The organism is Roseixanthobacter pseudopolyaromaticivorans (genome assembly GCF_043195145.2).
In the GTDB taxonomy this organism is placed as follows: domain Bacteria; phylum Pseudomonadota; class Alphaproteobacteria; order Rhizobiales; family Xanthobacteraceae; genus NCEH01.
On record NZ_CM195539.1, the window covers coordinates 1279684 to 1305711 of the forward strand.

General features: G+C 64.9%; 20 protein-coding genes and 2 pseudogenes. 13 read left to right on the forward strand and 9 right to left on the reverse strand.

Annotation, left to right across the window (positions count from 1 at the left end; translation table 11 throughout):
• The first annotated feature begins 5 nt into the window (after positions 1 to 5).
• The gene (locus tag V5F68_RS06195; RefSeq protein WP_394013758.1) at positions 6 to 1088 is read left to right on the forward strand and encodes an ABC transporter ATP-binding protein; all 1083 of its coding nucleotides are present in this window, start codon (positions 6 to 8) and stop codon (positions 1086 to 1088) included.
• A 15-nt stretch (positions 1089 to 1103) separates the two neighbouring features.
• On the opposite strand, the gene V5F68_RS06200 is transcribed toward V5F68_RS06195, so the two are convergent.
• Entirely contained in the window at positions 1104 to 1889 is a 786-nt protein-coding gene (locus tag V5F68_RS06200; RefSeq protein ID WP_394013759.1) for an extensin-like domain-containing protein, read from the reverse strand.
• Between the two features lie 366 nt (positions 1890 to 2255).
• On the opposite strand from V5F68_RS06200, the gene paoA reads away from it, so the two are divergent.
• Genes paoA through paoC form a run of 3 tightly spaced genes read left to right on the forward strand, consistent with a single transcriptional unit; the run spans position 2256 to position 6041 of the window.
• Positions 2256 to 2891: an aldehyde dehydrogenase iron-sulfur subunit PaoA gene (gene paoA / locus V5F68_RS06205; protein WP_394013760.1), complete on the forward strand. Its 636-nt coding sequence runs from the start codon at positions 2256 to 2258 to the stop codon at positions 2889 to 2891.
• Positions 2888 to 3838 (forward strand): FAD binding domain-containing protein, encoded by a 951-nt coding sequence (locus V5F68_RS06210; RefSeq protein ID WP_394013761.1) that lies wholly within the window; start codon positions 2888 to 2890, stop codon positions 3836 to 3838. The genes paoA and V5F68_RS06210 overlap by 4 nt, the downstream gene beginning before the upstream one ends.
• 4 nt (positions 3839 to 3842) lie before the next feature.
• Positions 3843 to 6041 carry an aldehyde oxidoreductase molybdenum-binding subunit PaoC gene (paoC, locus tag V5F68_RS06215; RefSeq protein ID WP_394013762.1) on the forward strand — a complete coding sequence of 733 codons (2199 nt, stop codon included), beginning with the start codon at positions 3843 to 3845 and terminating at the stop codon, positions 6039 to 6041.
• 39 nt (positions 6042 to 6080) lie between these two features.
• Here the strand turns inward: paoC and V5F68_RS06220 are convergent, their stop codons facing one another.
• On the reverse strand, positions 6081 to 6983 hold the full coding sequence (locus V5F68_RS06220; protein WP_394013763.1) for a LysR family transcriptional regulator: 903 nt from the start codon (positions 6981 to 6983) through the stop codon (positions 6081 to 6083).
• Positions 6984 to 7443: 460 nt separating this feature from the next.
• Here V5F68_RS06220 and V5F68_RS06225 point away from each other — a divergent pair, with 460 nt between their 5' ends.
• The 4 genes from V5F68_RS06225 to V5F68_RS06240 all read left to right on the forward strand — a co-directional run bounded on the left by V5F68_RS06225 (position 7444) and on the right by V5F68_RS06240 (position 11746).
• Positions 7444 to 8259: an alpha/beta fold hydrolase gene (locus V5F68_RS06225; protein WP_394013764.1), complete on the forward strand. Its 816-nt coding sequence runs from the start codon at positions 7444 to 7446 to the stop codon at positions 8257 to 8259.
• Positions 8256 to 9587: an MFS transporter gene (locus tag V5F68_RS06230; protein ID WP_394013765.1), complete on the forward strand. Its 1332-nt coding sequence runs from the start codon at positions 8256 to 8258 to the stop codon at positions 9585 to 9587. The genes V5F68_RS06225 and V5F68_RS06230 overlap by 4 nt, the downstream gene beginning before the upstream one ends.
• A gap of 57 nt (positions 9588 to 9644) precedes the next feature.
• Positions 9645 to 11024, forward strand: a complete 1380-nt coding sequence (locus V5F68_RS06235; protein ID WP_394013766.1) for an MmgE/PrpD family protein — start codon at positions 9645 to 9647, stop codon at positions 11022 to 11024.
• Positions 11025 to 11086: 62 nt separating this feature from the next.
• On the forward strand, positions 11087 to 11746 hold the full coding sequence (locus tag V5F68_RS06240; RefSeq protein ID WP_509274671.1) for an aspartate racemase/maleate isomerase family protein: 660 nt from the start codon (positions 11087 to 11089) through the stop codon (positions 11744 to 11746).
• Positions 11747 to 11891: 145 nt separating this feature from the next.
• On the opposite strand, the gene V5F68_RS06245 is transcribed toward V5F68_RS06240, so the two are convergent.
• The gene (locus V5F68_RS06245; RefSeq protein WP_394013768.1) at positions 11892 to 13364 is read right to left on the reverse strand and encodes a protein adenylyltransferase SelO; all 1473 of its coding nucleotides are present in this window, start codon (positions 13362 to 13364) and stop codon (positions 11892 to 11894) included.
• 282 nt (positions 13365 to 13646) lie between these two features.
• On the opposite strand from V5F68_RS06245, the gene V5F68_RS06250 reads away from it, so the two are divergent.
• Positions 13647 to 14918, forward strand: coding sequence for an RsmB/NOP family class I SAM-dependent RNA methyltransferase (locus V5F68_RS06250; RefSeq protein ID WP_394013769.1), 1272 nt, complete (start codon positions 13647 to 13649; stop codon positions 14916 to 14918).
• A 28-nt stretch (positions 14919 to 14946) separates the two neighbouring features.
• On the opposite strand, the gene V5F68_RS06255 is transcribed toward V5F68_RS06250, so the two are convergent.
• Positions 14947 to 16977: a YgiQ family radical SAM protein gene (locus V5F68_RS06255; RefSeq protein WP_394013770.1), complete on the reverse strand. Its 2031-nt coding sequence runs from the start codon at positions 16975 to 16977 to the stop codon at positions 14947 to 14949.
• A 136-nt stretch (positions 16978 to 17113) separates the two neighbouring features.
• A complete protein-coding gene (locus V5F68_RS06260) occupies positions 17114 to 18010 on the reverse strand; it encodes an SDR family oxidoreductase (RefSeq protein WP_394013771.1) in 897 nt (298 codons plus the stop codon).
• Between the two features lie 92 nt (positions 18011 to 18102).
• Here V5F68_RS06260 and V5F68_RS06265 point away from each other — a divergent pair, with 92 nt between their 5' ends.
• Entirely contained in the window at positions 18103 to 18945 is an 843-nt protein-coding gene (locus V5F68_RS06265) for a helix-turn-helix transcriptional regulator (protein WP_394013772.1), read from the forward strand.
• 341 nt (positions 18946 to 19286) lie between these two features.
• Here the strand turns inward: V5F68_RS06265 and V5F68_RS06270 are convergent, their stop codons facing one another.
• Positions 19287 to 20405: an FAD-dependent oxidoreductase gene (locus tag V5F68_RS06270; RefSeq protein ID WP_394013773.1), complete on the reverse strand. Its 1119-nt coding sequence runs from the start codon at positions 20403 to 20405 to the stop codon at positions 19287 to 19289.
• A gap of 57 nt (positions 20406 to 20462) precedes the next feature.
• Here V5F68_RS06270 and V5F68_RS06275 point away from each other — a divergent pair, with 57 nt between their 5' ends.
• The gene (locus V5F68_RS06275; RefSeq protein ID WP_394013774.1) at positions 20463 to 20921 is read left to right on the forward strand and encodes a MarR family winged helix-turn-helix transcriptional regulator; all 459 of its coding nucleotides are present in this window, start codon (positions 20463 to 20465) and stop codon (positions 20919 to 20921) included.
• A 186-nt stretch (positions 20922 to 21107) separates the two neighbouring features.
• Here the strand turns inward: V5F68_RS06275 and V5F68_RS06280 are convergent, their stop codons facing one another.
• A complete protein-coding gene (locus V5F68_RS06280; RefSeq protein WP_394013993.1) occupies positions 21108 to 21533 on the reverse strand; it encodes a GFA family protein in 426 nt (141 codons plus the stop codon).
• Positions 21534 to 21734: 201 nt separating this feature from the next.
• Positions 21735 to 22811 (reverse strand): annotated as a pseudogene (locus V5F68_RS06285) (MFS transporter); the annotation flags it as partial.
• A gap of 58 nt (positions 22812 to 22869) precedes the next feature.
• Between V5F68_RS06285 and V5F68_RS06290 the strand changes: the two are divergent.
• On the forward strand, positions 22870 to 23778 hold the full coding sequence (locus tag V5F68_RS06290) for a LysR substrate-binding domain-containing protein (protein WP_394013775.1): 909 nt from the start codon (positions 22870 to 22872) through the stop codon (positions 23776 to 23778).
• A 435-nt stretch (positions 23779 to 24213) separates the two neighbouring features.
• Positions 24214 to 25761, forward strand: a complete 1548-nt coding sequence (locus V5F68_RS06295; protein WP_394013776.1) for an FAD-dependent monooxygenase — start codon at positions 24214 to 24216, stop codon at positions 25759 to 25761.
• On the opposite strand, the pseudogene V5F68_RS06300 reads toward V5F68_RS06295, so the two are convergent.
• Positions 25758 to 25862: pseudogene (locus V5F68_RS06300) on the reverse strand (EamA/RhaT family transporter); the annotation flags it as partial. The gene V5F68_RS06295 and the pseudogene V5F68_RS06300 overlap by 4 nt on opposite strands.
• Positions 25863 to 26028: the final 166 nt, after the last annotated feature.

The following is a 26028-nucleotide window of genomic DNA, read 5'->3' on the forward strand; positions in this document are numbered from 1 at the left end:
ATTCCATGGCGTCGATCCAACTGAACGCGGTCGCCAAGCGCTTCGGCTCGGCTGAAGTGCTTCGCTCCCTCGACCTCGAAATCCCGGACCGCAAGCTCACAGTGCTGCTCGGACCGTCGGGATGCGGAAAATCCACCCTCCTTCGGCTGGTGGCGGGACTGGAGGAAGTGTCTTCGGGGGAGATCCGGATCGACGGCAAGGTGGTGAACGACCTCGGCCCGAAGGAACGCGGCTGCGCCATGGTGTTCCAGAATTATGCGCTCTATCCGCATAAGTCGGTGTTCGAAAACCTGGCCTTTCCGCTCCGCATGGAGCGGATCGGGGCTGTCGAGATCAAGCGGCGGGTGGAGGAGATCGCCCGGCAGCTCCACATTTCCGAATTGCTGGACCGCCGCCCGAAGGACCTCTCGGGCGGTCAGCGGCAGCGCGTCGCCATGGGCCGGGCCATGATCCGGCAGCCCAAGGTGTTCCTGTTCGACGAACCCTTGTCGAACCTCGACGCGGAACTGCGCGTGCGCCTGCGGCTGGAGATCAGCCGGCTGCAACGCGAGCTTTCCGCTACGATGATCTTCGTCACCCACGACCAAGTGGAGGCGATGACCCTCGCCGACCGGATCGTCATCATGCGCGGCGGCATCATCCAGCAGGTCGGCGCGCCGCTTGAGATCTACCGCAAGCCGGCGAACCGTTTCGTCGCCGGGTTCATCGGATCGCCAGCGATGAACATATTCGATGGCGTCGAGGCCAGGGACCAAAACGGCGAACGTTCGTTCATCCTGAAGGACGGGTCGGCGTTGAAACTCGGACGGCGTCTTTCCGGGCGCGTGACCCATGCCGGCATCAGGCCCGAGCATGTGGTCTTGAACGGCGCGCAGACCGCGGTAACCTTGAGCTTTCCGGGCGAAAGCCTCGAATTGATGGGGATAGAAAACCTCGGCGACCGCAGCTATTGCCACCTCGTCACGCCTATTGGTCCGCTGAGTGTTCTTGTACCGGCGGGCTATGCCATGAATCTCAACTGTGTCCACACCATCGGATACAGCCCTGAAGATCTTCATCTGTTCGATGAGAATGGCACGGCCATCTAATCCGCGCTGAGGTCGTTATTTCACATCCCATTGGCACATCCGGAAATAGCCGCGCCTCTGACGCATGTCGAGATGGACATGGCTTTTATGGGCGCTATCGGCACCGGGGCCGAGGACCGTGAGAAAGCGCGCGCAGGCGCTGTTGCGGATGTCTTCGCGGATCGTCCGGGTGGCGGCATCGGTGCTCGAAAGTTCAATCACCCGCCCGTCGGTGAGGCGGAGTCCGAGAAGATCGAGCGCGTTGCCGCTCGCGTGCTCGCTGATCTGGGCACCGGCCTGGCCATTCCGGGGGCGGCAGGCAAACCCACCGACGCCTGTCAGTTCAGCCAGATCCGCGCCGTGGCGCTTGGCGATCGGCGCGAGGTCGTCGCGGATCCAAGAGGATAATTCGAGGGCAAGGGTGCACCGGATGGTCACGGAGCTGTCAAGCGACACGAGCGGGGCGCCCGCCGCATTTACCCGTGAAAAGGTCACAGCGCCGGGAATCGCGCACGCGCCTGTCGCCTCTCGGGTTTCTTCAGAAGAGACGGGGAGGGCCTCGCCGCCGCGGGCCGCAAGCGCCGTGAGGCAGGTTGCAAGCGCCGCATCGCCTGGATCCGTAGCCTTGGTGTCGCTGGTGGCCGAAGCGTCGCCCGCCGGTCCGTGATCACTCGGGCGGGGCAGGGGAAGCGGCGGCAAGGCCGGTGTCGGGCGGGATGTCGCGCGCTTTTGCGGCGCGGGGATCGGGAAAGGCGCGGCGACGCCTGCGGGAGAGGTTATGGGCCTTTCTTGCGCGACGGACAAATGCGGCCCGGTAATCATCGCTGCCCCTGCCGCCCATGCCAATCCCGCAAGCCTTGCCGACCGCATGAACCGGGGGTGTCTCGTCGCGGCGGATGGTGGCGGGCCGCTCGCTAGGACGTTCTTGTTCGTCCCGCATGCAGCCCTTCCGCTGGTCGCGTCGTTAGCTTCGATCCGATGCACATTGGCCCCCGTTCCTTCCTAAACGCTTGGTTTCCCATGCGGTTCCGCCCCGGATGCAGATCGGCCTTTTGGGCGCCGCGCGTCATCAACTGAAACGTGAAGTGCCGCCGGGGATCCGATTGCTGCAGCGCACGTTGAACGGGGGACAACGGGCGTCCCAGGCGGCGGCGTCTGTCCCATCGTCCATATGAGGGGAGTGATCCAGTGCAGACCCCATGCATCCTGGAAGTCACCCGGCGGGAATTGCTGATCGGAACCGCGCTTTCCGTGGCGATCCCCGCTTCCGCTGCGCCATCGGCAGCGATCGCGCAAACTGGCGTTAAATCAATGAATTCCAAGGTTTCCTTTGATGTTAACGGTGTGGCGCGACAGCTCGAACTCGACAATCGAACGACACTATTGGATGCGCTGCGCGAACACCTGCATCTCACCGGCACAAAGAAGGGCTGCGACCACGGCCAATGTGGCGCTTGCACAGTGCTGGTGGACGGCAGGCGCATCAATTCGTGTCTGACACTCGCCGTCATGCACGAAGGCAGCCAGGTCACCACCATTGAGGGGTTGGGGACGCCGGATAATCTCCACGCCATGCAGGCCGCGTTTGTAAAGCACGACGGCTACCAGTGCGGCTATTGCACGCCCGGGCAGATCTGCTCCGCCGTCGCGATGCTGGGGGAGATCAAGGCCGGCATTCCAAGCCACGTCAGCGCCGATCTGACCTCAGCCCCCGATGTCACGGCTGCCGAGGTGCGCGAGCGCATGAGCGGCAACATCTGCCGGTGTGGCGCCTATTCCAACATCCACGATGCCATCACCGAAGTTGCCGGGAGGCAGGCATGAAGTCCTTCACTTATGAGCGGGCCGCGTCTCCCGCCGAAGCCGCTGCTGCGGCGTCGCGTGTGCCGGACGCCAAGTTCATCGCCGGCGGGACGAACCTGCTGGACCTTATGAAGCTCGAAATCGAAACACCCGGGCATCTCATCGATGTTAACGGGCTCGCACTCGACAAGATCGAGCCCACGAACGACGGCGGGCTGCGCATCGGCGCTTTGGTCCGAAACACGGATCTCGCCGCGGACGCCCGCGTTCGCCGCGATTACGGCGTTCTGTCCAGGGCCTTGCTGGCGGGTGCTTCGGGGCAATTGCGGAATAAGGCCACCACGGCCGGCAACCTGCTTCAGCGCACACGCTGCCCGTATTTTTACGACACCAACATGCCCTGCAACAAGCGCAAGCCCGGCAGCGGTTGCGCGGCGATCGGCGGTTTTAGCCGGCAGCACGCGGTGCTTGGAGCAAGCGACGCCTGCATCGCCGTCCATCCAAGCGACATGGCGGTGGCCATGCGCGTGCTGGACGCGACCGTGGAAACCGTGAAAGCGGATGGCTCGACGCGCAGCATCGCGATCGCGGATTTCCACCGTCTTCCCGGCGACACGCCTCAGGAGGAGACGGTGCTGGAAGGGGGAGAGCTCATCACCGCAGTGACACTCCCGAAGCCTGTCGGCGGAACACATATCTATCGAAAGGTGCGCGACCGGGCCTCTTATGCGTTCGCGCTCGTCTCCGTCGCTGTTGTCGCGCAGCGGGACGGCACGGGCCGCGTGGCCCTCGGAGGCGTGGCGCACAAGCCGTGGCGCCTGGAAGCAGCCGACGCCCAGATGCCGCGCGGCGCCAAGGCGGTGCACGAGCGTCTTCTCGCAGACGCAAAGCCCACGAGCGACAACGCATTCAAGCTTCCACTGGTTCGACGCACGCTCGCCAGCGCGCTCGCCGAGGTGAAGGGCTGATCCAATGAAATTTGATACTCCCGCGACCACCAACCCCATCGACCAGCTCAAGATCGTCGGCCATCCGGTCGATCGCATCGACGGGCCCCTGAAGACCACAGGCACCGCGCCCTATGCCTATGAGCACCACGAAGGGCTGGAGAACACGGCCTATGGCTATGTGTTGGGCGCTGCCGTCGCCAAGGGGCGCATCGCGTCCATGGACCTGTCACGGGCCAAGGCTGCGCCCGGTGTCATCGCGATCGTCACCGCGGAGAATGCCGGCGCGCTGGATAAGGGAACCAAAAACACAGCGAAGCTCTTAGGCGGTCCCGAGATCGAGCATTATCACCAGGCTGTCGCGGTGGTCGTTGCGGAAAGCTTCGAGCAGGCGCGCTCGGCCGCGCAGCTCATCCGCGTTGATTATGTGAAGGCCGACGGCGCGTTCGACCTTGCGGACGCGCGGAAAGGCGCAACGGCGCCCACCGACACTCAGGCAGACAGCAAGCGCGGGAATTTCGCGGCGGCATTTGCCGCCGCGCACGTTAAGCTGGACGAGACCTACAGCACGCCCGATCATGCCCATGCGATGATGGAGCCGCACGCCACCATCGCCGCATGGTCCGGCGACAAGCTGACGCTCTGGACATCCAACCAGATGATCGCGTGGGGTGTCGGCGACATGGCGAAGACGCTCGGCATTCCAAAGGAAAACGTGCGCCTTATTTCCCCCTTCATCGGTGGTGGCTTTGGCGGGAAGCTTTTTCTGCGGGCGGACGCGCTCATGGCGGCTCTCGGGGCCCGCGCCGCGCGGCGGCCGGTCAAGGTGGCGCTGTCGCGACCGATGATGTTCAACAACACCACCCATCGCCCGGCCACGATCCAGCGCATCCGCATCGGCGCTGCGCAGGACGGAAAGATCACGGCGATCGGTCACGAAAGCTGGTCTGGCGATCTGCCGGGGGGTGGGCCCGAGCTCGCCGTGCAGCAGACTCGCCTGCTCTATGCCGGCGAGAACCGCATGACGGCCCTGCGCCTTGCAGAGCTCGATTTGCCGGAAGGCAACGCCATGCGCGCACCGGGCGAGGCGCCGGGCATGATGGCGCTTGAGATCGCCATGGACGAGATGGCGGAAAAGCTCGGCATGGACCCGATCGAGTTTCGTGTCGTCAACGATACGCAGGTGGACCCCGAGAACCCCGAAAGGCCGTTCTCTCAACGCCGGCTCGTGGATTGCCTGCGGCAGGGCGCCGAGCGGTTCGGCTGGAGTGCGCGGAAGCCCCATCCGGGGAGCGCACGGGATGGCGATTGGTTGGTCGGCATGGGCGTGGCGGCAGCCTTCCGCAATAACCTCGTGATGAAGTCTGGCGCTCGCGTGCGGCTCGACAGCACGGGTTTCCTTACGGTCGAGACCGACATGACCGACATCGGCACCGGGAGCTATACCGTCATTGCTCAGACGGCGGCCGAGATGATGGGCATGCCTCTGGAGAAGGTCCGTGTGCGCCTCGGAGATTCCACCTTCCCGGTATCTGCGGGGTCGGGTGGGCAATGGGGCGGCAACAGCGCGACGGCCGGCGTCTATGCGGCGTGTGTGAAGCTGCGCGAAGCTGTGGCCCAGAAGCTCGGCTTCAATTCAGCGGATGCGGTGTTTGCCGGCGGCAATGTGCGCCTGGGCAACCGCGGCGTTCCCCTCGCCGAGGCGGTGGGTCAGGATGGCCTCGTCGTTGAAGATGCGATGGAATATGGCGACCTCAGCAAGAGGTATCAGCAGTCCACATTCGGCGGTCACTTCGTGGAAGTCGGCGTGGACGTTGTGACCGGCGAGGTGCGTGTGCGGCGGATGCTGGCGGTGTGTGCCGCCGGGCGCATCCTCAATCCCAAGACGGCCCGCAGCCAGGTCATCGGTGCCATGACCATGGGGGTGGGAGCCGCTTTGATGGAAGAGCTGAAGATCGACAAGCGGCACGGTTTCTTCGTCAATCATGATCTCGCCGGCTATGAGGTGCCGGTCCATGCCGACATTCCGCACCAGGAGGTCATCTTTCTCGAAGAGACCGATCCCATGTCCTCGCCGATGAAGGCCAAGGGCGTCGGCGAACTCGGGATTTGCGGCGTCGCGGCGGCGGTGGCCAATGCGATCTACAACGCCACGGGCGTCAGGGTGCGCTACTATCCAATCACTTTGGACAAGCACCTCGACAAGCTGCCCGAACTCAGCTGAACCGAGGCGCATCGGGCGGCCCGCACGCGGTGCAAGCGATCACGCCGGGATTTTCCAATCCTGGCGATCTCGAAACGACTTCAGGCAAAAGTCGATGAAGAGCTGCACTTTCAAGGAGCGATGGCGGACCTTTTGCGTGACGATGTAGATGGAATCGTCGAATCCGAACGGCGTCGCCTGATATCCCGGCAACAGAGCGATGAGGCTGCCATCCTCAAGATCGGGTCCGATGTTCCATGTGGGCAATAATGCGATGCCCAATCCCTTTAGAGCGCCCAGGCGCAGAACATCGCCTCCGTCCGATTGCAGGCTGCCCCGGACACGGCATTCGGTCAGCTCTCCGTCCTTCATGAAGCGCCAGATGGGCTGATTGAACTCGGAATAGAATGTCAGGCAATTGTGCTCCGTCAGATCCTCCGGCCGCTCGGGCAGAGGATTGTGCGCGAGATAGGCCGGGCTTGCGCACACCACGCGCCGGCTTGAGACGAGCTTGCGGATCATCAGCGAGGGGCTGTTCACCTCGCCCACGCGCAGGGCCACGTCGATATTCTCGTCCACCAGATCCAGCGGCCGGTCGGACAAGCGCAGGTCGACGCACAAGCCCGGATGCTGGGAGAGGAAGTCCGGGAGGCGCGGCGCGAGCTGCCGGTTGCCGAACGACATGCGGGCGTGGACGCGCAAGGTGCCGCGCGGGGTCACCTGCAATTGGCCGATCTCGGCGTTCAATCCCTCGATTTCGCTTAAGATCGGTTCGATCCGCGCCAGATAAAGCTGTCCGGCCTCGGTGAGCGTCAGCTTTCGGCTGGTCCTGTTGAGGAGCCGCACGCCGAGGCTGTCTTCCAGCGCATTGATGCCACGAAACACAGAGGCCGGCGAAACGCCAATCTGCCGCCCCGCCGCTGACAAGCTGCCGCCCTGCACCACCCGGAGGAAGAGTTGCATATGGGCAAGTGTATCCATGGCCTCGATCTTTTCATTTGGCGAAAAGATGGTTTGTATGACGGATGATTGTCAAGGGTTTGATCTGATGTCCTTATCAGGCCATCCGACGAACTGGGGAAGTGGCGGGAAGCAAACGCCCTCCGTTGCGAAGGCATCTTCGAGAGCTGCTCCGGGGGATGAGTCAAAAACAAAACAAATAACAATAATTTAAATAGGAGAGGATCATGTCGGGGCACCAAAACTCGCTTCAGGCGAGAGATGGCGCACGTCCATTTCGAGATGAGAATTGTGATTTTCTGCTCGGACCTCGGATGCAATCTAAGGTAGAGCGCGTGCCCGAGGTCGGGCAATGATCTCGCCAGCTGAGCGCAAGTTTAGCTTGGGTATCGCGCCCGATGCCCAGCTGTCTTATTGCGCGGACGATTTTTCCGATCCTTGGACAGAGCCGGACACTGTAGTGATGCTGCATGGCATCGCGGAGGAGGCCGTCATTTGGCGTCCCTGGGTGCCGCATCTGGCGCGGAACCACCGTGTCGTCCGGCCGGACCTGCGCGGTTTCGGAAGCTCCTCGCATTTGCCGAGGAGGCGAGTGTTCTCGCTTTCGGATTGGGCGGACGATATCGAGCGTCTTGTCGAAAGCCTCGGCGCGGCCCGCGTGCACCTTGTGGCCACCAAGCTCGGCGCCCTCGTCGCGTGCGAACTGGCGCAGCGCCAGCCGCCCTGGCTGGCGTCGCTGACCCTCGCGGGCATGCTGGCTTCGGCCAGCAGGTCGCTCGGGCCCTGGGTCGAGGAATGGGTCGCCGAGGTCGAGCGCAACGGAGTCGAAGGCTGGGCGCGAATGACCATGCCCGGGCGCATGGGGCCTTCGCTTTCGCCGGCCGCCCTGGATTGGTGGGTCGGCCTCATGGCCGAGGCTGAGCCGGAGTCGGTGATTGCCTGTCTGCGCCTGTTGCCGGGTCTCGACGGCCCGCCCAATCCCGAACGGATTGCGTGCCCGACCCTGTTTCTGGTTTCCGCGGGTGGAGATCCCGCGCGAAGTGGATACGACCAGCGCCCGGCGATCACCGACGTGCGGCGACTTCAGGAGCGCATCCCCAACTCCCGGCTGGGGTTCGTGGAAGCAGATTCCTACCACATCGCGGCGACCCACCCGGACGCCTGCGCCGCAGCCACCGCAAGCTTCATTGCAGACATCAATTCCACGGCCGATGGCCGGCACCGCCAACCCTACGTAGCAGCATCCGGCATGCGCCGCGCGGCAGGAGACATCAGATGACCGACATCGTCGCACCAATCTCGGTGCCCAAGGCGGCCGAAAAGCAGAAGGCGGGGCCGATGGCCGTTCTGCGTATCACCAGCGGACATTTCCTGGAGATGTTCGATTTCATCCTGTTCGGCTTCTACGCCACCAGCATCAGCCGGGCGTTCTTTCCGTCCTACAGCGAATATGCCCAACTCATGCTGACGTTTATGACGTTCGGCGCGGGGTTCCTGATGCGGCCTGTCGGCGCGATTGTACTGGGCGCCTATGTCGACCGTGTCGGACGGCGTAAGGGCCTTTTGATCACGCTTGGCATGATGGCGCTCGGCACGGTGCTCATCGCCTTCACCCCGAACTATGCCACCATCGGCGCGCTCGCGCCGTGTCTCGTTCTGATCGGTCGCCTGGTACAAGGGCTCTCCGCCGGAGCGGAGCTGGGCAATGTCGCGGTCTATCTCACCGAGATCGCTCCCCCAGGCCGCGAAGGCTTCTATGTCTCCTGGCAGGCGGTGGGCCAACAGGTCGGGATCATCCTCGCCGCCATTATCGGCTATGTGATCAATGCGATCCTTTCTGCGCAGCAGATCGACGATTGGGGCTGGCGCGTCCCGTTCGTGATCGGCTCCATGATCGTGCCTTTGCTGTTCGTCTTGCGACGTTCGCTCGTGGAGACTGACACGTTCCTGGCCCGCAAGCGCCGCCCGACCAATGGGGAAATCTTCCGCTCCGTTGCGCGGAACTTCCAGGTGGTGATCGCCGGCATGCTGCTGGTGACCGGCACAAGCGTGTCCTTCTATCTGCTGAGCATCTACACGCCCACCTTCGGCAAGACGGTGCTTCATCTCAGCATCCTTGACAGCCTCATGGTGTCACTGCTGAGCGCCATCTTCAACGCCGTGATGTTCCCGGTGATGGGCGCGCTGTCGGACCGCATCGGCCGCAAGCGCCTTCTTCTCACCTTCTCCGCGCTGATGATCCTCACCGCCTATCCGGTGCTGCACTGGCTGGTGGAGGCGCCGAGCTTCCCGCGCATGTTGATCGTCCTGCTCTGGCTGAATTTCGCTTATTGCGGCTACACCGCCGGCATGTACGCGGGCCTCACCGAGGTGATGCCGCTCGAAGTGCGCACGACCGCATGGTCGCTCGCCTTCAGCCTCAGCGTCGCAACCTTCGGCGGCTTCACGCCGGCCATCGTCACCTGGCTTATCGCCGCCACCGGCGATCGTGGCGCCCCCGGAATCTGGATGGGTGTGGGCGGCCTCTGCGGCATGCTCGCGACCCTTTATCTCTACCGGCGTGGCCGCAAAGCCGTCGGCGCCGATTCCCTGCGGGCGGCGCGCTGATCTCTCCGCGGGCCCGCCTAGCTGGCGGGCCCGCATTTCTCCACCACGGAGGTTCGTATGAGCACTTTGAGGCCACTCACGGTGAGCCAAAGACTGGCCGCGTTCACACACGGCTTGAGGTTTGAAGACCTGCCGGCCGATGTGGTCGAACAGGCCAAGGACCGGCTTCTGGACAGCCTGTCCACCGGAATTGCCGCCCACGGTCTGCCTGTGCCGAACGTCGCCATGGCAATCGCTCTGGGCAATCAGGGCCCGGCCACCATCATCGGGGCCGCAGGCGGATATCCCATCGTGGATGCTGCCCTGGTGAACGCCACGCTGATCAACGGCCGCACGCAGGACGACTTCCTCGCCAAGTCCCATCCCGGCGCGGTGGTGGTTCCGGCCGCGCTGGCGGTCGGCGAAGCGGAGGGTGCGAGCGGCCGCGACTTCCTGACCGCCTTGGTCATCGGCTATGACGTTGTCGCTCGCGCCTATCTCGGCGGACCGGGTATGTTGCCGCGTTTTCGCGCCACGGGCGTTGCCGGTTGCATCGGCGCCGCCGCTGCGGCGGCCAAGCTGCTGCGCCTCGATGCCGAGCAGACCGCCGACGCGCTCGGCTGCTCCGCTGTGTTCGCCGCCGGCATCGGCGCCGGCTTTCTCACCGGCACGATGGATGTGAAGCTCAATGTCGGCATGGCGTCCCGCAACGGCGCGACGGCGGCCTTGATGGCACGCGCCGGCGCCACCGCCTCGCCGCTGGAATTCGAGGGCGAGGCCGGCTTCTACAAAGCCGTCGCCAATACCGCCGAGTATGCGGAGCGCACGGTGCACGGGCTCGGCGAACACTTCCTGATCGCCGATACCATCTACAAGGAATACCCCGTCTGCATCTTCGTGCAGACGCCGGTTACCCTGGCGCGCGGCCTCGCCGAGCAATTGGGCCGTGCGGTCGCCGAGATCGAGAAGGTGACGGTCACGGTGTCCGACCTCACCTACACCAATCCGGGCTTCACCAATGTGGCGCCTTTCGCGAGCGCCCTCAACGCGCGCGTGTCCGCCCGCTTCTGCATCGCCGCCGCCCTGCTGGGACGGCCGATCGACGAATACGAATACTATTCGAACTACACCGACGCGGACGTTCTTGCGCTCGCGGACAAGATCGATCTCGTGCTGGATCCGGTGCGCGCCGACATCGTCGATGTCGAAATCCGCACTGCTCTTGGCAAGGTCGTATCGGCCAGGGGAGGGGAAGGGGAGACCCTCCATCCCACGCGGCAAAAGATTGCGGGTAAATTCACCCGCATCACCGGCACCCTGCTCGGCACCCGTGGCGAACGGATCCTGGAGATGGTGCACAAGCTCGATACGCTGGAAAACATCGGCACCCTGGCGCAGTTGCTGCGTGCCAATCGGGAGCCGGGCGGCGCAGCGATCGTTTCGGAGGCAGCGCAATGATTGGTTGGAGAGCCCGTATTGGCTTCTTGGTCCCGCCTGGCAATCCCACGGTCGAACCGGAAATGACCGAGCTCGCCCCCAAGGGGGTCTCGGTCCATTTCACACGGATGGACGCGTCCGGGCCGGCCGGAACCCATAGCGGCCAGACGGAACGCAACCTCAGCCAGGTCGCGAGTGTGCCGGCGGCCTCCAAGCTGCTGGCCATGCTGAGCCCGAACGTCATCGTGATGGCGCACACCGCCACAAGCTATACCATCGGCAAAGCACGGGAGGCCGAGCTGGTGAAGCAGGTGGAGACCGAGACCGGGACCCGGTTCATCACCGCCTTCGGCAGCGCGCTCGCAGCGTTCGAGCATTTGGGCATCCGCCGCATTGGCTATGCGACGCCCTATGGCGAGGACGTCACGCTGGAGGGTAAGGCCCATTTTGAGGCCCATGGCGTAGAAGTTCCGCGCTATGCCCGCCTCGAAGGCGTCCGCAACATCTATGAGGAAACCCCGGAGCGCGCCTATATGGCGGGCCGGCAGGCCTATGTGGAAGGGGTCGACGCGGTCTTCCTCAGTGGCGTCGGAATGCCGACGCTCGCCGCTTTGCAGCAATTGGAGAACGACATCGGCAAGCCGGTGCTTTCGGCGGCGGGCTGCATGATGTGGAACGCGCTGCGCATCGCCGGAATTCACGAGCCCCGGCCCGGTTATGGCCGGCTCTACGCCGGCCTTTGACCACGGGCAAACCTCTTGAACAGGGGGCTTCACCATCCCCTGTCGCATGAGAAATGCGCGCTCTTGAGCAAAGGTCGCGTGTTCCCCGGGCGGTCGCATTGTGGCATCTCGCGCGCGAGCATCCGGCTGGCGCGCGAGACCCGCCTCACGTACCGCAGAACGTCCGCAGGACCTCCTCGCCGGGCGCGGGTGGCGCCGCGAACAGGTCGTCTTCGGGCTTCTCCGCATAAGGCGTGGCAAGCGCCGTGACCATTTCATGAAACGGCGCATAGTCACCATCAGTCACGGCCGCGCCGATGACGGATTCGATCCGATGGTTGCGCGGGATCAGGCGTGGATTGACCCTCATCATCACTTGCTCCCTTTCTTCCGGGGAGACAGGCTCCCGCCGCAGCCGGTCCTGGTATCGCTCGTACCAGCCATTGAATCGCTTCGGATCGGAGAAGAGCTTCGTCAGCTCGGCCGGAGCGCTTTCATTGACCGAGGGTCGCGAGAGGGCCCGAAAGGTGAGGGTGAAGTCTGCCTGCCCATCGTGCATCGTCAGCAGGAGCTCCTCAACCAGCTTGGCGTCCTCGGGCATGGCGGTGCTGAGCCCGAGCTTCGCCCGCATGTGGCGCAGGTGGGCATCCTCATATTGGATTGCGAATCCTGCGAGCACCTCTTGGGCACACGCAACCGCTTCGTCCATGTCCGTGCCGATGAGGGGCAGCAGGGCCTCGGCCAGCCGCGCCAGGTTCCAGACCGCGATGCGGGGCTGGTTGCCGAAGGCATATCGGCCGAATTCGTCGATCGAACTGAACACCTTGGCGGGGTCGTAGGCGTCCAGGAAGGCACAGGGCCCATAGTCAATGGTCTCGCCCGAGACCGCCATGTTGTCGGTGTTCATCACCCCGTGGATGAAGCCGAGCGACATCCAGTGCGCGATGAGGCTGGCCTGTGCCCGCACGACATGATCGAGCAGGGCGAGGTAGGGGTTTTGCGCCGTCCCGGCCTGCGGATAATGCCGCGCGATGACATAGTCCGCGAGGCTTCGCAGGGCCGCGATATCACCTTGCGTAGCGGCATATTGAAACGTCCCGACCCTGATGTGGCTTGAGGCGACGCGGGTAAGAACCGCCCCGGGAAGCCCGATCTCGCGCTGGACCCGGTCGCCGGTGGCAACGGCAGCCAAGGCGCGCGTGGTGGGAACACCGAGCGCCGCCATCGCTTCGCTGACGATGTATTCCCGCAGCACCGGGCCGAGGGCCGCACGCCCGTCGCCCCGTCGGGAATAGGGCGTTCGGCCGGCACCCTTCAGCTGGATGTCGCGCCGGCGGCCGCTTCGGTCCACCACCTCTCCCAGAAGGATGGCGCGCCCGTCTCCGAGCCGGGGAACGAAGGTGCCGAACTGATGCCCGGAATAGGCGAGCGCGATTGGGGTGGACGCGTGCGGAACCGCGTTTCCGGAGAGGGCCGCGAGCCCTTCCGCGCCACGGAGCCATTGTGCGTTGAGGCCCAGTTCTGCGGCCAGATCGTCGTTCAGCCGGATTAGAACCGGCTCGCGGACGGCGCTGGGACGCACGGGCGAAAAGAGGCTTTCTGGAAGCGAACTGAACGTGCTCTCGAATGCAATCGCCATGACTGGACCTAGTTGGTGTGGTCGTCCCACGGTGCGTAGATACATGGGCACGGAGAACCACCGGGACAACCGGCCGCCGGTCTCCCTCAGCGGTTTCGCCGGCGCCGAGCCACATCGCGTGCTGCAGGTTTGCGGTGCGTGGCCGCGGGGTTGCAAGCCTCAGACAGCGGAGCACGCGAATCAATGGCCAATGGCACGGCGCTGAATTATGGTGCCGCCGTTTTTCTAGCCTGATCTCTCGCAGTGACTCCCGCCGCCCGACTACAAGCGACCCTTGAGCTGATGCAGGAAGTCGACAGCGTCGCGCGCCCCGCCGACGCCGTCGTGTCGGCGTGGTTTCGCGCCCGTCGCTATATCGACGCGGAAGATCGCGGCCCCATCTCGGATTTGCTTTATGCGTTGCTGCGCCATCACGCCCGATTGGGCTGGTGGCTGACAAAGCACGGGCGCGAACACACATCGCGCAACCGGTTGCTCGCTTGGCTCGTGCTCCATGCTGGCAAGACGCGGGATCAGATCCAGGCCCTGTTCAACGGCGGAAAATTCTCACCTGCCTTGCTCAGCGATCACGAGCGCGGATTGCTGGTGAAATTACAGGGCTGCACGATCGACCATCCCGCTATGCCGGACGAGGTGCGTCTTGAATGCCCGTCCTGGGCGCTCGAGCCTCTGCGGCGCCGGTTCGAGAGCGCATTCGGGCCGGAGATGGCGGCGCTTCTGGCGCCAGCCCCGCTCGATCTGCGGGTTAATCCGCTGAAATCCACGCGAGAGGACGTGCTGCGTGGGCTGCGGGATCTCGGCCTGCGCGCGGAGGCGTCTCGTTTGGCGCCTTATGGCATTCGCTTGAAGGAGCGCCCCTCGCTGTCCGGCCTGCCGATGTTGAAAACCGGCGAGGTCGAGATTCAGGATGAAGGGTCGCAGCTTGTCGCCATGCTGGTCGACGCACGTGCGGGCGAACGCGTCGTCGATTTCTGCGCCGGCGCCGGAGGCAAGACGCTGGCCATCGCCGCACAGATGGCAAACAAGGGCCATGTCGTGGCCTGCGACGTCTCGGCGAGCCGCCTGAAGCGCAGCGCGGAGCGTTTCCGCCGTGCGGGATTGCACAACATCGAGACCCGGCTCCTGGAGAGTGAGCGGGATCGCTGGGTGAAGCGCCACAAGGGCGCTTATGATCGCGTGCTGGTCGACGCGCCGTGCAGCGGCACCGGGACGTGGCGGCGCAATCCCGATGCGCGCTGGCGCGCGTTGGGGCCCGGACTGGACAATCTCCTGCCACTACAAGCCGAGATTCTCGCCAGCGCGGCGCGGCTGGTGAAGCCGGGCGGGCGGCTTGTCTACGCCACCTGCTCCATGTTGCCGCAAGAGAACGAAGAGCAGGTGACCGCGTTCCTCGCGGCGCATCCGGCCTTTCGGGTGGTGCCGTTGCGGGAGGCGGCGCCGCAATTGAGCGTATCGGCGCATCCCGACCATCTGGCGCTGACGCCCGCGCGCGACGATACCGACGGCTTCTTCGCCGCCGTCATGCAGCGCGATCAGATGCCATCCGTTGCCTGAGCGCGGGCGCTGCCAGCGCTGGGACACGTCACTTTCTTATGGGGACGCCCTTCGTGGTGAAGCGCTGCGCCCCGACCGGACGGCTCGTGGGTCGTTTCGTGCCGGCGGCCTTGCCGGTTCCGGGCGGCTGGAAGGCGGGCACCAGCTGCTCGGGGCGCGAACCGATGAGATCGGCGCGGCCCATCTCCTTCAGCGCTTCGCGCAGCAGCGGCCAATTGTCGGGATCGTGGTAGCGCAGGAACGCCTTGTGCAGCCGCCGCTGCCGACCGCCCTTGATCGCCTCGACCTTCTCGCTCGCCCCGCGCCGCACGCCCCGCAGCGTATTGACGCCGGTATGGTACATGGCCGTGGCCGTGGCCATCGGCGAGGGCAAAAATGTCTGGACCTGATCGGCGCGATAGCGGTTCTTCTTCAGCCAAAGCGCGAGGTTCATCATGTCCTCGTCGGTCGTGCCCGGATGGGCGGCAATGAAATACGGAATAAGATAGTATTTCTTGCCGGCCTGCTTCGCCGCGGCCTCGAACATCTCCTTGAAGCGATCGTAGGTGCCGATCCCCGGCTTCATCATCTTGTCGAGTGGCCCGCGCTCGGTGTGTTCGGGCGCGATCTTCAGATAGCCGCCCACGTGATGGGTCACCAGCTCCTTGACGTATTCCGGGCTCGTCACGGCGAGGTCGTAGCGCACACCGGAGGCGACCATCACCTTCTTGACGCCCTTCACCTCGCGCACCTTGCGATAGAGGCGGATCAGGTCGTCGTGCGAGGTGTTCAGGTTCGGGCAGATGTCTGGGAAGATGCAGGACGGCAGCCGGCAGGCCGCCTCGATCTTGGGATCCTTGCACGCCATCCTGTACATGTTGGCGGTGGGCCCGCCGATGTCCGAGATCACGCCCGTGAAGCCCGGAGTCTTGTCCCGGATGAGCTCAATCTCGCGCAGGATCGAGCCTTCCGAGCGGTTCTGAATGATGCGGCCTTCATGTTCGGTGATGGAGCAGAAGGTGCAGCCGCCAAAGCAGCCGCGCATGACGGTCACTGAGAACTTGATCATGTCCCAGGCGGGGATTTTCGCCTCCCCGTAGGAGGGATGCGGCGCGCGTGCGTAGGGGAGATCGTAGACCGCATCCATCTCGTCGGAGGTCAGCGGGATGGGCGGCGGGTTCAGCCACAAGTCGCGGTCGCCGTGGCGCTGGACGAGCGGGCGCGCATTGCCGGGATTGGCCTCCCGGTGCAGCACGCGCGAAGCGCGGGCATAGGCTTCCTTGTCCTGCTCCACCTGCTCGTAGGACGGCAGCCGGATCACGGTGTCGCCCGAATGGCGCGCCGCCGCCTCGTCGGCGGAGTCGAGATCGTCGGCGTGAAGCTCCGCGTAATGCTCGGGTACTTTGCGAAACAGCGCGACGCCGCGGATCGACTCAAGATCGCGCGGCGCCTCTCCGGCTGCGAGGCGGTTCGCCACCTCGACGACGGCTCGCTCCGCATTGCCGTAGATCAGCAGGTCCGCCTTCGCGTCCGCCAGGATCGAGCGGCGCACCTTGTCGGACCAATAATCATAATGGGCGATACGGCGCAGGGACGCCTCGATGCCGCCGAGCACGATCGGCACATCCTTGAACGCCTCGCGGCAGCGCTGGGTATAGACGATGGTGCAGCGATCCGGCCGCTTGCCGCCCTCGCCGCCCGCCGTATAGGCATCGTCATGGCGCAGCCGGCGGTCCGAGGTGTAGCGGTTGACCATCGAGTCCAGATTGCCGCCGGTGACCCCAAAAAACAGAGTCGGCTTGCCCAGCGCTTTGAACGGCTCCGCTGACTGCCAATCGGGCTGCGCGATGATGCCGACGCGGAACCCCTGAGCTTCGAGCAGCCGGCCGATGATCGCCATGCCGAAGCTCGGATGGTCCACATAAGCGTCGCCCGTGATCAGCACGATATCGCAGGCGTCCCAGCCGAGCGCCGCCATTTCGGCGCGGCTCATCGGCAGGAACGGCACTGCCTTGCCTGAAGGCGGCCGGTGTGCGGATAGGGCGTTCAAGGGGTTTTCGACGGCAGCTCGGGTGTCCATGGCGTCCACGCATAAGGCGCCAGTCCCGCGAATTCAACTAAAGGCGTTTGCGCTCCGAGCAAATCGGCATATGGGCCGCCGGGCGCGGCGGCGCGGCGGCGCGACGGACGGCGGCCCGTGCGGTGATCCGTGAGGTTCAGGCGGTCGAAACGGGCAACTGTTCGAGATCGGCGAGCAAGGTGGGGCCGGTCGGGTTCCATCCGAGCTGTTCCCGCGTCTGGGCGCTTGACGCCGGGGCGTCATGCTTCACGAACGCTGCGAGCCAGCCGAAATAAGCTTCGACCTCGTCCGCAGGAATGGATTTGACCGGCAGATCGAGGCGCCGGCCAATGACCTCCACGATGTCGCGGAAGGCCACGCCCTCTTCGGCGGCCGCATGATATTTGGCGCCCGGCTTGGCCTTTTCGATCGCCAGCCGGTAGAGGTGCGCAACGTCGAGAACATGGGCCGCCGGCCAGCGGTTGCTGCCATCCCCCACATAAGCGCACGCGCCCTTTTCCCGGAACATGGCGATCGCATAGGAAACGAGCCCCTGCTTTTGCGTATCGTGCACCTGCGGAAGCCGCATCACCGATACATTGACCCCCGACGCGGCGAGAGCGGCCGCCGCCTCTTCCGAAGCCGCGCGCGGGATCACGTCGGAACCGATCACCGCCCCGTCCTCCCTGGCCGGCTGGCCGGGCACGGTGTTGGCCATGCCGGTGCCGGAGGTCACGATCAAAGGCCGGTCGGAGCCCGCGAGGGCCGATCCGAGCGCCTTGATGACGCGCCGATCGTCCTCACAATTTGCCACGAACTTCGAGAAGTCGTGGTTGAAGGCCAAATGGATCACGCCATCCGATCGGGCCGCCCCGCGCGCCAGGCCATCCAGGTCCTCCAGCGATCCTCGATGGGCCTCGGCGCCGGTGGTCGCCAGGGCCGCCGCGGTCTCATCCGAACGCGCGAGGCCGAGCACCTGATGGCCGGCGGAGATGAGCTCTTTGACGACGGCGGAGCCGATGAACCCCGTCGCGCCCGTCACAAAAACACGCATGCGCATAGTCTCCCTGTTTACTGGAGACCTATGTCCGCGCTCAGGATATCCTGGTAAAGTAGTGACCTTATCAGGGTATGAAAACTAACAGCATGGACATCTCCGCCGCCCAGGACAATTTGCTCGGCTCCTATCTCAAGGACCGTCGGTCGAAGCTCGATCCCCTGGCGTTCGGCTTCTCCCCGGCACGCCGGCGCACGCCCGGCTTGCGGCGCGAGGAGGTCGCGCAGCGGGCCAATATCAGCGCCACCTGGTATACATGGCTGGAGCAGGGGCGCGGCGGCGCGCCCTCCGCCGACGTGCTGGACCGGATCGCGCGCGCCTTGATGCTGACTGACGTTGAGCGCGAGCATCTGTTCCTGCTCGGCCTCGGGCGCACGCCCGACGTGCGCTATCGCAAGAACGAAGGCGTCACTCCACGCCTGCAACGCGTGCTGGATGCGCTGAACCCGAGCCCTGCCTTCATCCGGACCGCCACCTGGGACATCCTCGCCTGGAACACGGCGGCGACGGTGATCCTGACCGACTATGGAAAGCTGCCGCCGGAGCAGCGCAACGTCCTGCGCTTCATCTTCCTCGATGCGCGTGTGCGCGCGGCCCAGTATGACTGGGAAAGCGTGGCGAGGTTCGTGGTCGGCGCCTTCCGCGCGGACGCCGCGCGGGCGGGAGCGGCCGCGGAAGTGAAGCCCCTGGTCGACGAAATGTGCCGCCTCAGCCCCGAGTTTGCGGCCATGTGGCGCGATAATGATGTCCACGGCCATGGCGAGGGCATCAAGCACTTGCGGCACCCAATTCTCGGCCCGGTGTCGTTTGAATATTCCGCATTCGCGGTGGATGGCCGTCCAGATCTTGGCATGGTGGTCTACAATCCGGCGAGTCCTGCCGATGCCGAGAAGATCCGGTCGGTGCTCGCATCCGCCCCAAAGCAAGAGTGAACCATCCGATAATCTGCGAATCGCAGCTCTGCCGAAAACCGCGGATCGGTGTCCAAGCCGCTTGGTTTCCAAATATCGACGATGACTTCCGAAAACCACATCGATGATGAGAGCTTTGAACTCCGGACGGACAAGCGTGGTGACCATAGGCTCAGGTTCTAGAACCAAATATTCGATCCGATTTGAAGGTGAAGCGTCTCCTCCCGCTTGCGGCCGACGATCTCCGAACGTTGCCGGCCTTGCCTTGCACCTCCTCAATCATAGGTAAATGCGTATAGCTGGCGACGGTCGCAGCAACCGCGCGATCAAACTCCCAGTGGGCGCGCGGACACTGGCAGGGGCTAGGCCGCGATACGCTGACGGTAGTGCTGAAGCACCCGCGCAGCGCCGTCTGGCGAGAACACTGATCGCAGGCCTCCGGCCGAGCCTTCCGCCGCGATCTTGGAGCGCTCTGCGATCATCGTTTCGGCGTCCGCCACGGCCGCCCAACCCCGCCCCGAGGTGAGAGCCTCCGCCAGATCGGCCGCATCCGCTAAGGCAAGGTTCACGCCCTCGCCGGCGAAGGGGGACATGAGGTGGGCGGCGTCCCCTAACAATGTGAGGCCGGGCCGGCTGGTCCAACTATGGCCGATAGGCAGAGCCGAGAGGAGCCGAACGGCAAGAAGGGTGCCTTGCCGGATCATGTCCGTGAGCCTGGGCGCCCAGCCGTCGAACACCTCCAGCATCGCCGCGCGCACCTGCTCTGGCGACTGGCGGGTAAGGATCTGGGCCGCCGCCTCGGGCGCCCGCCAGCCCGCATAGCCGCGGATGTGGCCGTGCCCATTGCGCTGCGCGACGAGCGCCCGGTTGTCGCCCACGGCGAACATCTTGCCGCTGCCAGCCAATTCCGCGACGAAGGGGTGCGTCCGCGTTTCGAAGCCGAGTTCGACAAACACAACTCCTTCGTAGAGAGGCGCGGCACCGGACAGCAGAGGCCGCACCCGCGACCATGCGCCGTCCGCGCCCACCACGATGTCGTAGGCCGCTGCGCCGTCCTCGGTGACCACTTCATGGGCGCCGTTGATCCGTGGCCTCACCTCGGTCACCTTGGCACCCCAACGCACGGTTCCCTCGTCAAGGGAGTCCAGCAGAATGGCTCTCAGGTCGGTGCGGTCGATCTCTGGCCGCTCGAACCCCTCGCCGTCATAGTCGAACAACAACGCGCCCGACGGATCGTAGAGCCGGTCGCCCTGGTCCTCGGGCCGGGCATGGGCGCGGAAGGCTGCCTCAAGGCCGCCGAGACACAGCGCGCGCTGCCCCGTCTCCAGGTGCAAATCCAGCGAGCCGCCCTGCGGGCGATGGGCGGCATGCGGATCGCGCTCGAAGACGGTCGCCGGCATGCCGCGGATCTGCAGCAGGCGCGCGAGCATCAGCCCGCCCGGGCCGCCGCCGATGATGGCGATGCGAGGTAAGGTTGCCATGTCTGCTCCTTCCGATTACATAGGCACCTATATATTATAAACATAGGGGCCTATGCAATGGCGGATTTCGAGTGGAGCCCGATGCAAACGCCGGGGCACTATTTCAGCCGGATTGCCCGTGCCTTCGCCCGTATCGGCGACATAAGGCTGCGCGAGTTGGGCTTTGCCACGGCGCAATTGCCCGTGTTGACCGCGCTCAAGGACGGCGCAAGACTCTCGCAAACCGAGCTGGCGCGCTGGGCCAAGGTGGAGCAGCCGAGCATGGCGCAGCTTCTGGCGCGCATGGAGCGGGACGGGATCATCCGCCGGGAGCCGGACCCGAGAGATCGCCGCAGCAGCCTCATCGCGCTGACGGACGAAGCGCGCGCGAAGCTGCCGGCCGGCCGGGCGATCTTGGAGGCCGGCAATCGCGAGGCGATGCAAGGCCTATCTGAAGAGGAGGTGGCGACCCTGATCAGCCTTCTGCAACGTGTGCTCGCCAATGCCGAGGAGATGGAACGTCGTGCGGATCACTAGGAAGCGCGATGTCCTGTGGTCCTTCGCGTTCTAGTCGGGCGCCGCCCGCTGAACGTCCGGATTTCGCAGCCAAATACATGCCTGCTCTTGACGCGGTAGCAACAAGGGGGCTTGGCCTGGATATGGCAAACGGTGACGATGGTACTGGCGATCTTACGCATTGTAGCGCCTGCCGATCCGTCACGGTCAGCCTGCTGGAATGAAACGCAGGGTGCCGGCTCGGCGCGTTGGCTTTCCGGTGTCGCTCGTGTGGTTGACGCCGTCCATGACGGGCACCTCGCAGAAATCGAACGGGCTTACTCCATGGAGGCAGGCGACGTTAACAGCGTACAGGCTCTGATCGGATCGTCGTTGATGGTGCGTGTAAATCCCGCAGCGCGAGCAGAAGAAATGCTGTGCGGCTCCAGTATGGAAGCGATAGGTCGTTAACATCTCCGCGCCTTCGAGGATCCGGACCCCGCCCATTTGCGCCATCACCACGACCGCACCGCGCATGCGGCAGTAGGAGCAGGTACAGCGCCTGATCGCGTTGAAGCCGTCGCTGAGCACCGCCTCGAAGCGCACGGCTCCGCAATGGCACTGGCCAGACCGGGCGTTCCTATCGCTTACCATGTCGTTCCTTCTCGAAGTCTCACGCGGCGCGGGGATATATAGGCGCGATGGTCGCCACTCACCGCCTTGCCAGCCGCGGCCCGAGGGCAAGGGCGAGCGGCAGATTGACCAGGGCCGCGACAGAGCGGTACCCAGCGTCGCGACGACGGGGCCGGCCTGATCTCCAACCGCGCCGAATAGCAGCGGCGACAACGCTCCAGAGCCGATCACGCCCGTATAGAAGATGGCGAAGGCACGCTCGGTCCGGTCAGCGGGTGCCAGTTCCGGCACGGTGCCGTAGAGCACTGAGGAGGTGCCGTTCAAGGTGAGCCCCAGTAGCGGCAGGACAATCATCAGCGGCACCAGCGGCAGCACGGCGGCAAGCGCAATCATAAGGGCCGTAATCCCCTCGGTGGACAGGGTGACGGCGACGACGCCCCAGCGCTGTGCGAGCCAGCCGCAGGCGAGCTTGCCCGACGCGCCGCCCAGGAAAACGAGGGCGAACGCCGCCCCGATGAGCGGCTGCGACGCGCCCTTCAGTTGCAATAGAAACGGCAGGAACGTCAGGAAGCCCATACGCACGCCGGTATCGATCACCCCGATGGAGAGCAGCAACGGGAAACCACCCCCGCTGCGGCGCGGCGTTCTGGGGTGAGAGGCTGAGGTCGGCGGCGCCGGTTCGATCCTCGGCATGGACAAAGTGAGCACTGCCGCGACGGCGACGCCGGCGAGGGCGAGCAGCCACAGCGACGGCCGCCACGGCGCGATGGACAGGCCGAGAGACAGCGCGGCCGGAATGATCGCCTTGCCGAGGTCGCCGCTGAAATTATAAGTGCCGAGTGGCCCGCGCGCCGCAGATCCATAGGCGCGCGCCACCGCGCTGGAGGCGATTGGATGCTGGACGCTGGAGCCGGCACCGGAGACGAGCAGCGCGGCGTACAGCCCCATCGCGCCGCCACTGAAGCCCGCCAGCGCATAGCCGCCCGCGGCGAGTACCGTCCCGAGGATTAACACCGCCCGTCCGCCGACATGATCGGCCAGCCAGCTCGCGGGCACCTGCAGCGCGGCCATGGCACCGGCATAGAGACCGCGCAGCAGCGCGAGCGCGACATAGTCGAGCCCGAACTCGGCCCGCCATACCGGAAGGAGCACGTAGATGGCGTCGGTGTAGCCATCATGCAGCGCGTGCGCGAGGCCGGAAAGGGCCAAAGTGCGCCTGCGGTTCGGCGGTGCGCAGGGTTGCGCTGGTGAGGTGGTGGAGGCTGTGTTGGATGAATTTGTCACTTCACAAGTGTGCACCTGCTATAATGTGGCGCGCAAACGACTAATTCACTCCATTGTTGTCAGATAAACTCACATGACAGCTCCCTCGAAAGATCGGCCTCTGCCGCCTCTCAACGCCGTCCGCGCGTTTGAGGCTGCCGCGCGCCGGTCGAGCTTCAAGGACGCCGCTGCGGAACTCGGCGTCACCCATGGCGCGGTCAGCCGGCAGATCCGGCTTCTGGAGGCGTGGCTCGGTCCGCCGGCGCTGTTCCGCCGCCTGAGTCACGGGGTTGCCCTGACGGCGGAGGGCCGCGCGCTGCTCGGTGAAATTCAGCCGGCGCTCGAGCGCATCGGCAGAGCGGCGGCGGTCCACGGCCGGAAGGCGAGCGGCACGGTGGTGCTTCGGGTTAACGCGCTCGCCACCTTCAGCCTGCGTTGGTTGGTGCCGAAGCTCGGGTTGCTGCGGGAGACGCATCCCGACATCGAGATCGAGCTGACGACCAGCAACGAGCCGGTGGACGGGCTAGCCGGCGACTATGACCTGGTCATCCGCGGCGGGCCTGATGCGTTCCACGGCTTCGCGGCCCGCTCGCTGCTGCCGGAGAGACGGCTCCCCGCGTGCAGCCCCGCGTTGCTGCAACGCCAGCCGCTGGATGAGGTGGGGGATCTGGCGCAGCACACGCTTCTCCATGTTGCCAGCATGCCCAGGCTCTGGCGCGACTGGCTAGCGAAGGCCGGGCATGGGTCTCTCGAACCGGACGCGATGCTGACGCTGGATCATTTCTATCTGTCTATCCAGGCCGCAGTGGACGGCCTCGGGGTCGCAATGGCACCTTCCACCCTGATTGAGGACGACCTGCGCGCCGGGCGGTTGATAACGCCCTTTCCGCACATCTGGCTGCCGTCGCGCAGCTATTTTGCCTACACGCCACTTGACTCGCCGCTGCGCGTCGCCAGCGACCGAGTATGCGCGTGGATCGAGGGCTTCGACAGCACGCCCTAACGCAAATCGGTGAGCGGTAGAGATCGGCCAGTATCGTGCCGTTGTTTACATGACCGCTTTCCAGAAGAGCGCTAATGACCTCTTCCGGCGCAAGCTAGAAACCGGGTCCGGTGGACGGACGCCGCTCAGAACTCAACTCGCCCATTACATAACTCCAAGTCCGCGTGCCGAAGTGACGTCGGAACCTGAATTGATCTGATTTGCCGAGCGGATTGTCGATTGCGCGACGACGGCCATTCCGCTATGGAGCCTCCGTCGGAAAAGGCAGACTTGGTCTGGTCAGCCCAAGTCCTTTCGGTAACGAAAGCTCTGGTCTTTGGCTTCGTGCCTCGGATCCCCGCGACGAACATTGACGCTCTCGCGAGCGCCGTCGTTCGTGCGAGCGATCTCCAGCCCGAGGAACGCTCCGGTCGAACATTCGACCAAGGAGCGCCTATGCCTATCCATCATCCCTTTACCTATGACGTCGTCATCGCTGGCGCCGGTCCGGTCGGGCTCTTCCTTGCCTGCGAACTCAGGCTCGCGGGCGTCTCAGTGCTGATCCTTGAACGTGCGGCCGATCCACGCTCCGCGCTTAAGGAACTGCCGTTCGGCATGCGTGGCCTGTCGGCGCCCACGCTTGAGGCCTTCGATCGCCGCGACCTCTTGAACGCGGTCAAAGCCGCGCAACGCTTTAACCAGTCCACCGGCGCCGCCAAGGCGGCCTCCCACTGGATGCAGCAGCCGCGTCGCCCTGCAGGCCATTTCGCTGGCATCCAGTTCTTCCACGAGAACATCGACATCGCGCGCTGGCCGTATCGGCTGCCTAGCCCGGCGGGAGTCAACCTGGCCGTAGACATGCAATCACTTGAAACGGTGCTCGCGGAGCGGGCCATCGCCATGGGGACCGAGATCCGGCGCGGCTCAGGCGTCGAGGGCTTCGAACAGTCGCACGATTTCGTCATTGCCCAAAGCGGCGATGAGAGCTTCCAGGCACGCTGGTTGGTCGGATGCGATGGTGGCCGCAGCTTGGTGCGCAAGGCCGGCGCCTTCGCCTTCGTAGGTACCAACCCCGAGTTTACCGGCTATTCGGTCGAGGTCGTGCTGGCCGATCCAGACGCGCTCAAACCTGGGCGAACGTACACGGCGACCGGCATGTACACCTACGCTGCGCCCGGCGTGATTGCCATGGTCGAGTTCGACGGCGGTGCCGCTCACCGGACCTTGCCGCCTACGTTGGAGTATGTGCAGGCCGTGCTACGGCGAGTCACGGGCGTCGACGTCACCGTGACCGCACTCAAGCGCGCCACGACCTGGACCGACCGCGCCTTCCAGGCGACGGAATACCGTCGGGGGCGCGTGCTCCTGGCGGGCGACGCGGCGCACATCCATTCACCGCTCGGAGGTCAGGGGCTGAACCTCGGCCTTGGCGATGCCACGAATCTGGGCTGGAAGCTCGCCGCCGCGATCCAAGGGCACGCGCCTATCGCGCTGCTCGATAGCTATGCCGCCGAGCGCCGTCCGGAAGGTGCCCGCATCCTCGACTGGTCGCGCGCCCAGGTTGCGGTGATGCGGCCCACTCGGAGCACCCGCGCGTTGGAGACCATCATCCGCGACCTGATCGCCACTGGCGACGGCGCCACCTATTTCGCCGAGAAGACCTGGAACGTATCCTTGCGCTACGACCTCGGATCTCTCCATCCGCTCGTTGGCCGCAGCGTCCCTGATTTTGCGTTCTTGAGTGGCCCACGGACCGGCGAGCGCCTGCGCGACGGGAGGGCGCTGTTGCTCGACTTCGCTCCGGGCGCGCCGCTTAAGTCGATCGCCGAGCGTTGGCAAGGACGGATGTCCTACGTCGCCGGCGAGCCGCTTGATCGGCTGGGCCTCCGCGCCGTGCTCGTGCGTCCGGATGGGTTCGTTGCCTGGGCCAGTGACACCGCCGGCGATGACGAAGGCCTGCGTGAGGCCGCCTTGCGATGGATCGGCGAGGGCTCAGCCGCTTAAGCAGCTTCGCCATTCATGCGTGGCAGCGTCATGGCGATCACGCCAGCGAGCCCGATCCAAGCAGTTGAGCTCAGCGTCTCGCCGAGGAAAACGACGCCGATCAGAAGAAGAGACGCGTTCAGCTGCCATCGCCTGGGTCAACCTCGATGACTGTGGTCTCCTTGCGCCACGCACGGATCGGATCGCGCTCAATCCGGTCCGTGTATCTTGGCCCTGCACGTGCTCAAAAAGGGGCTGTTCCCCGTCGTATCGGGCGCACCAAAGGCG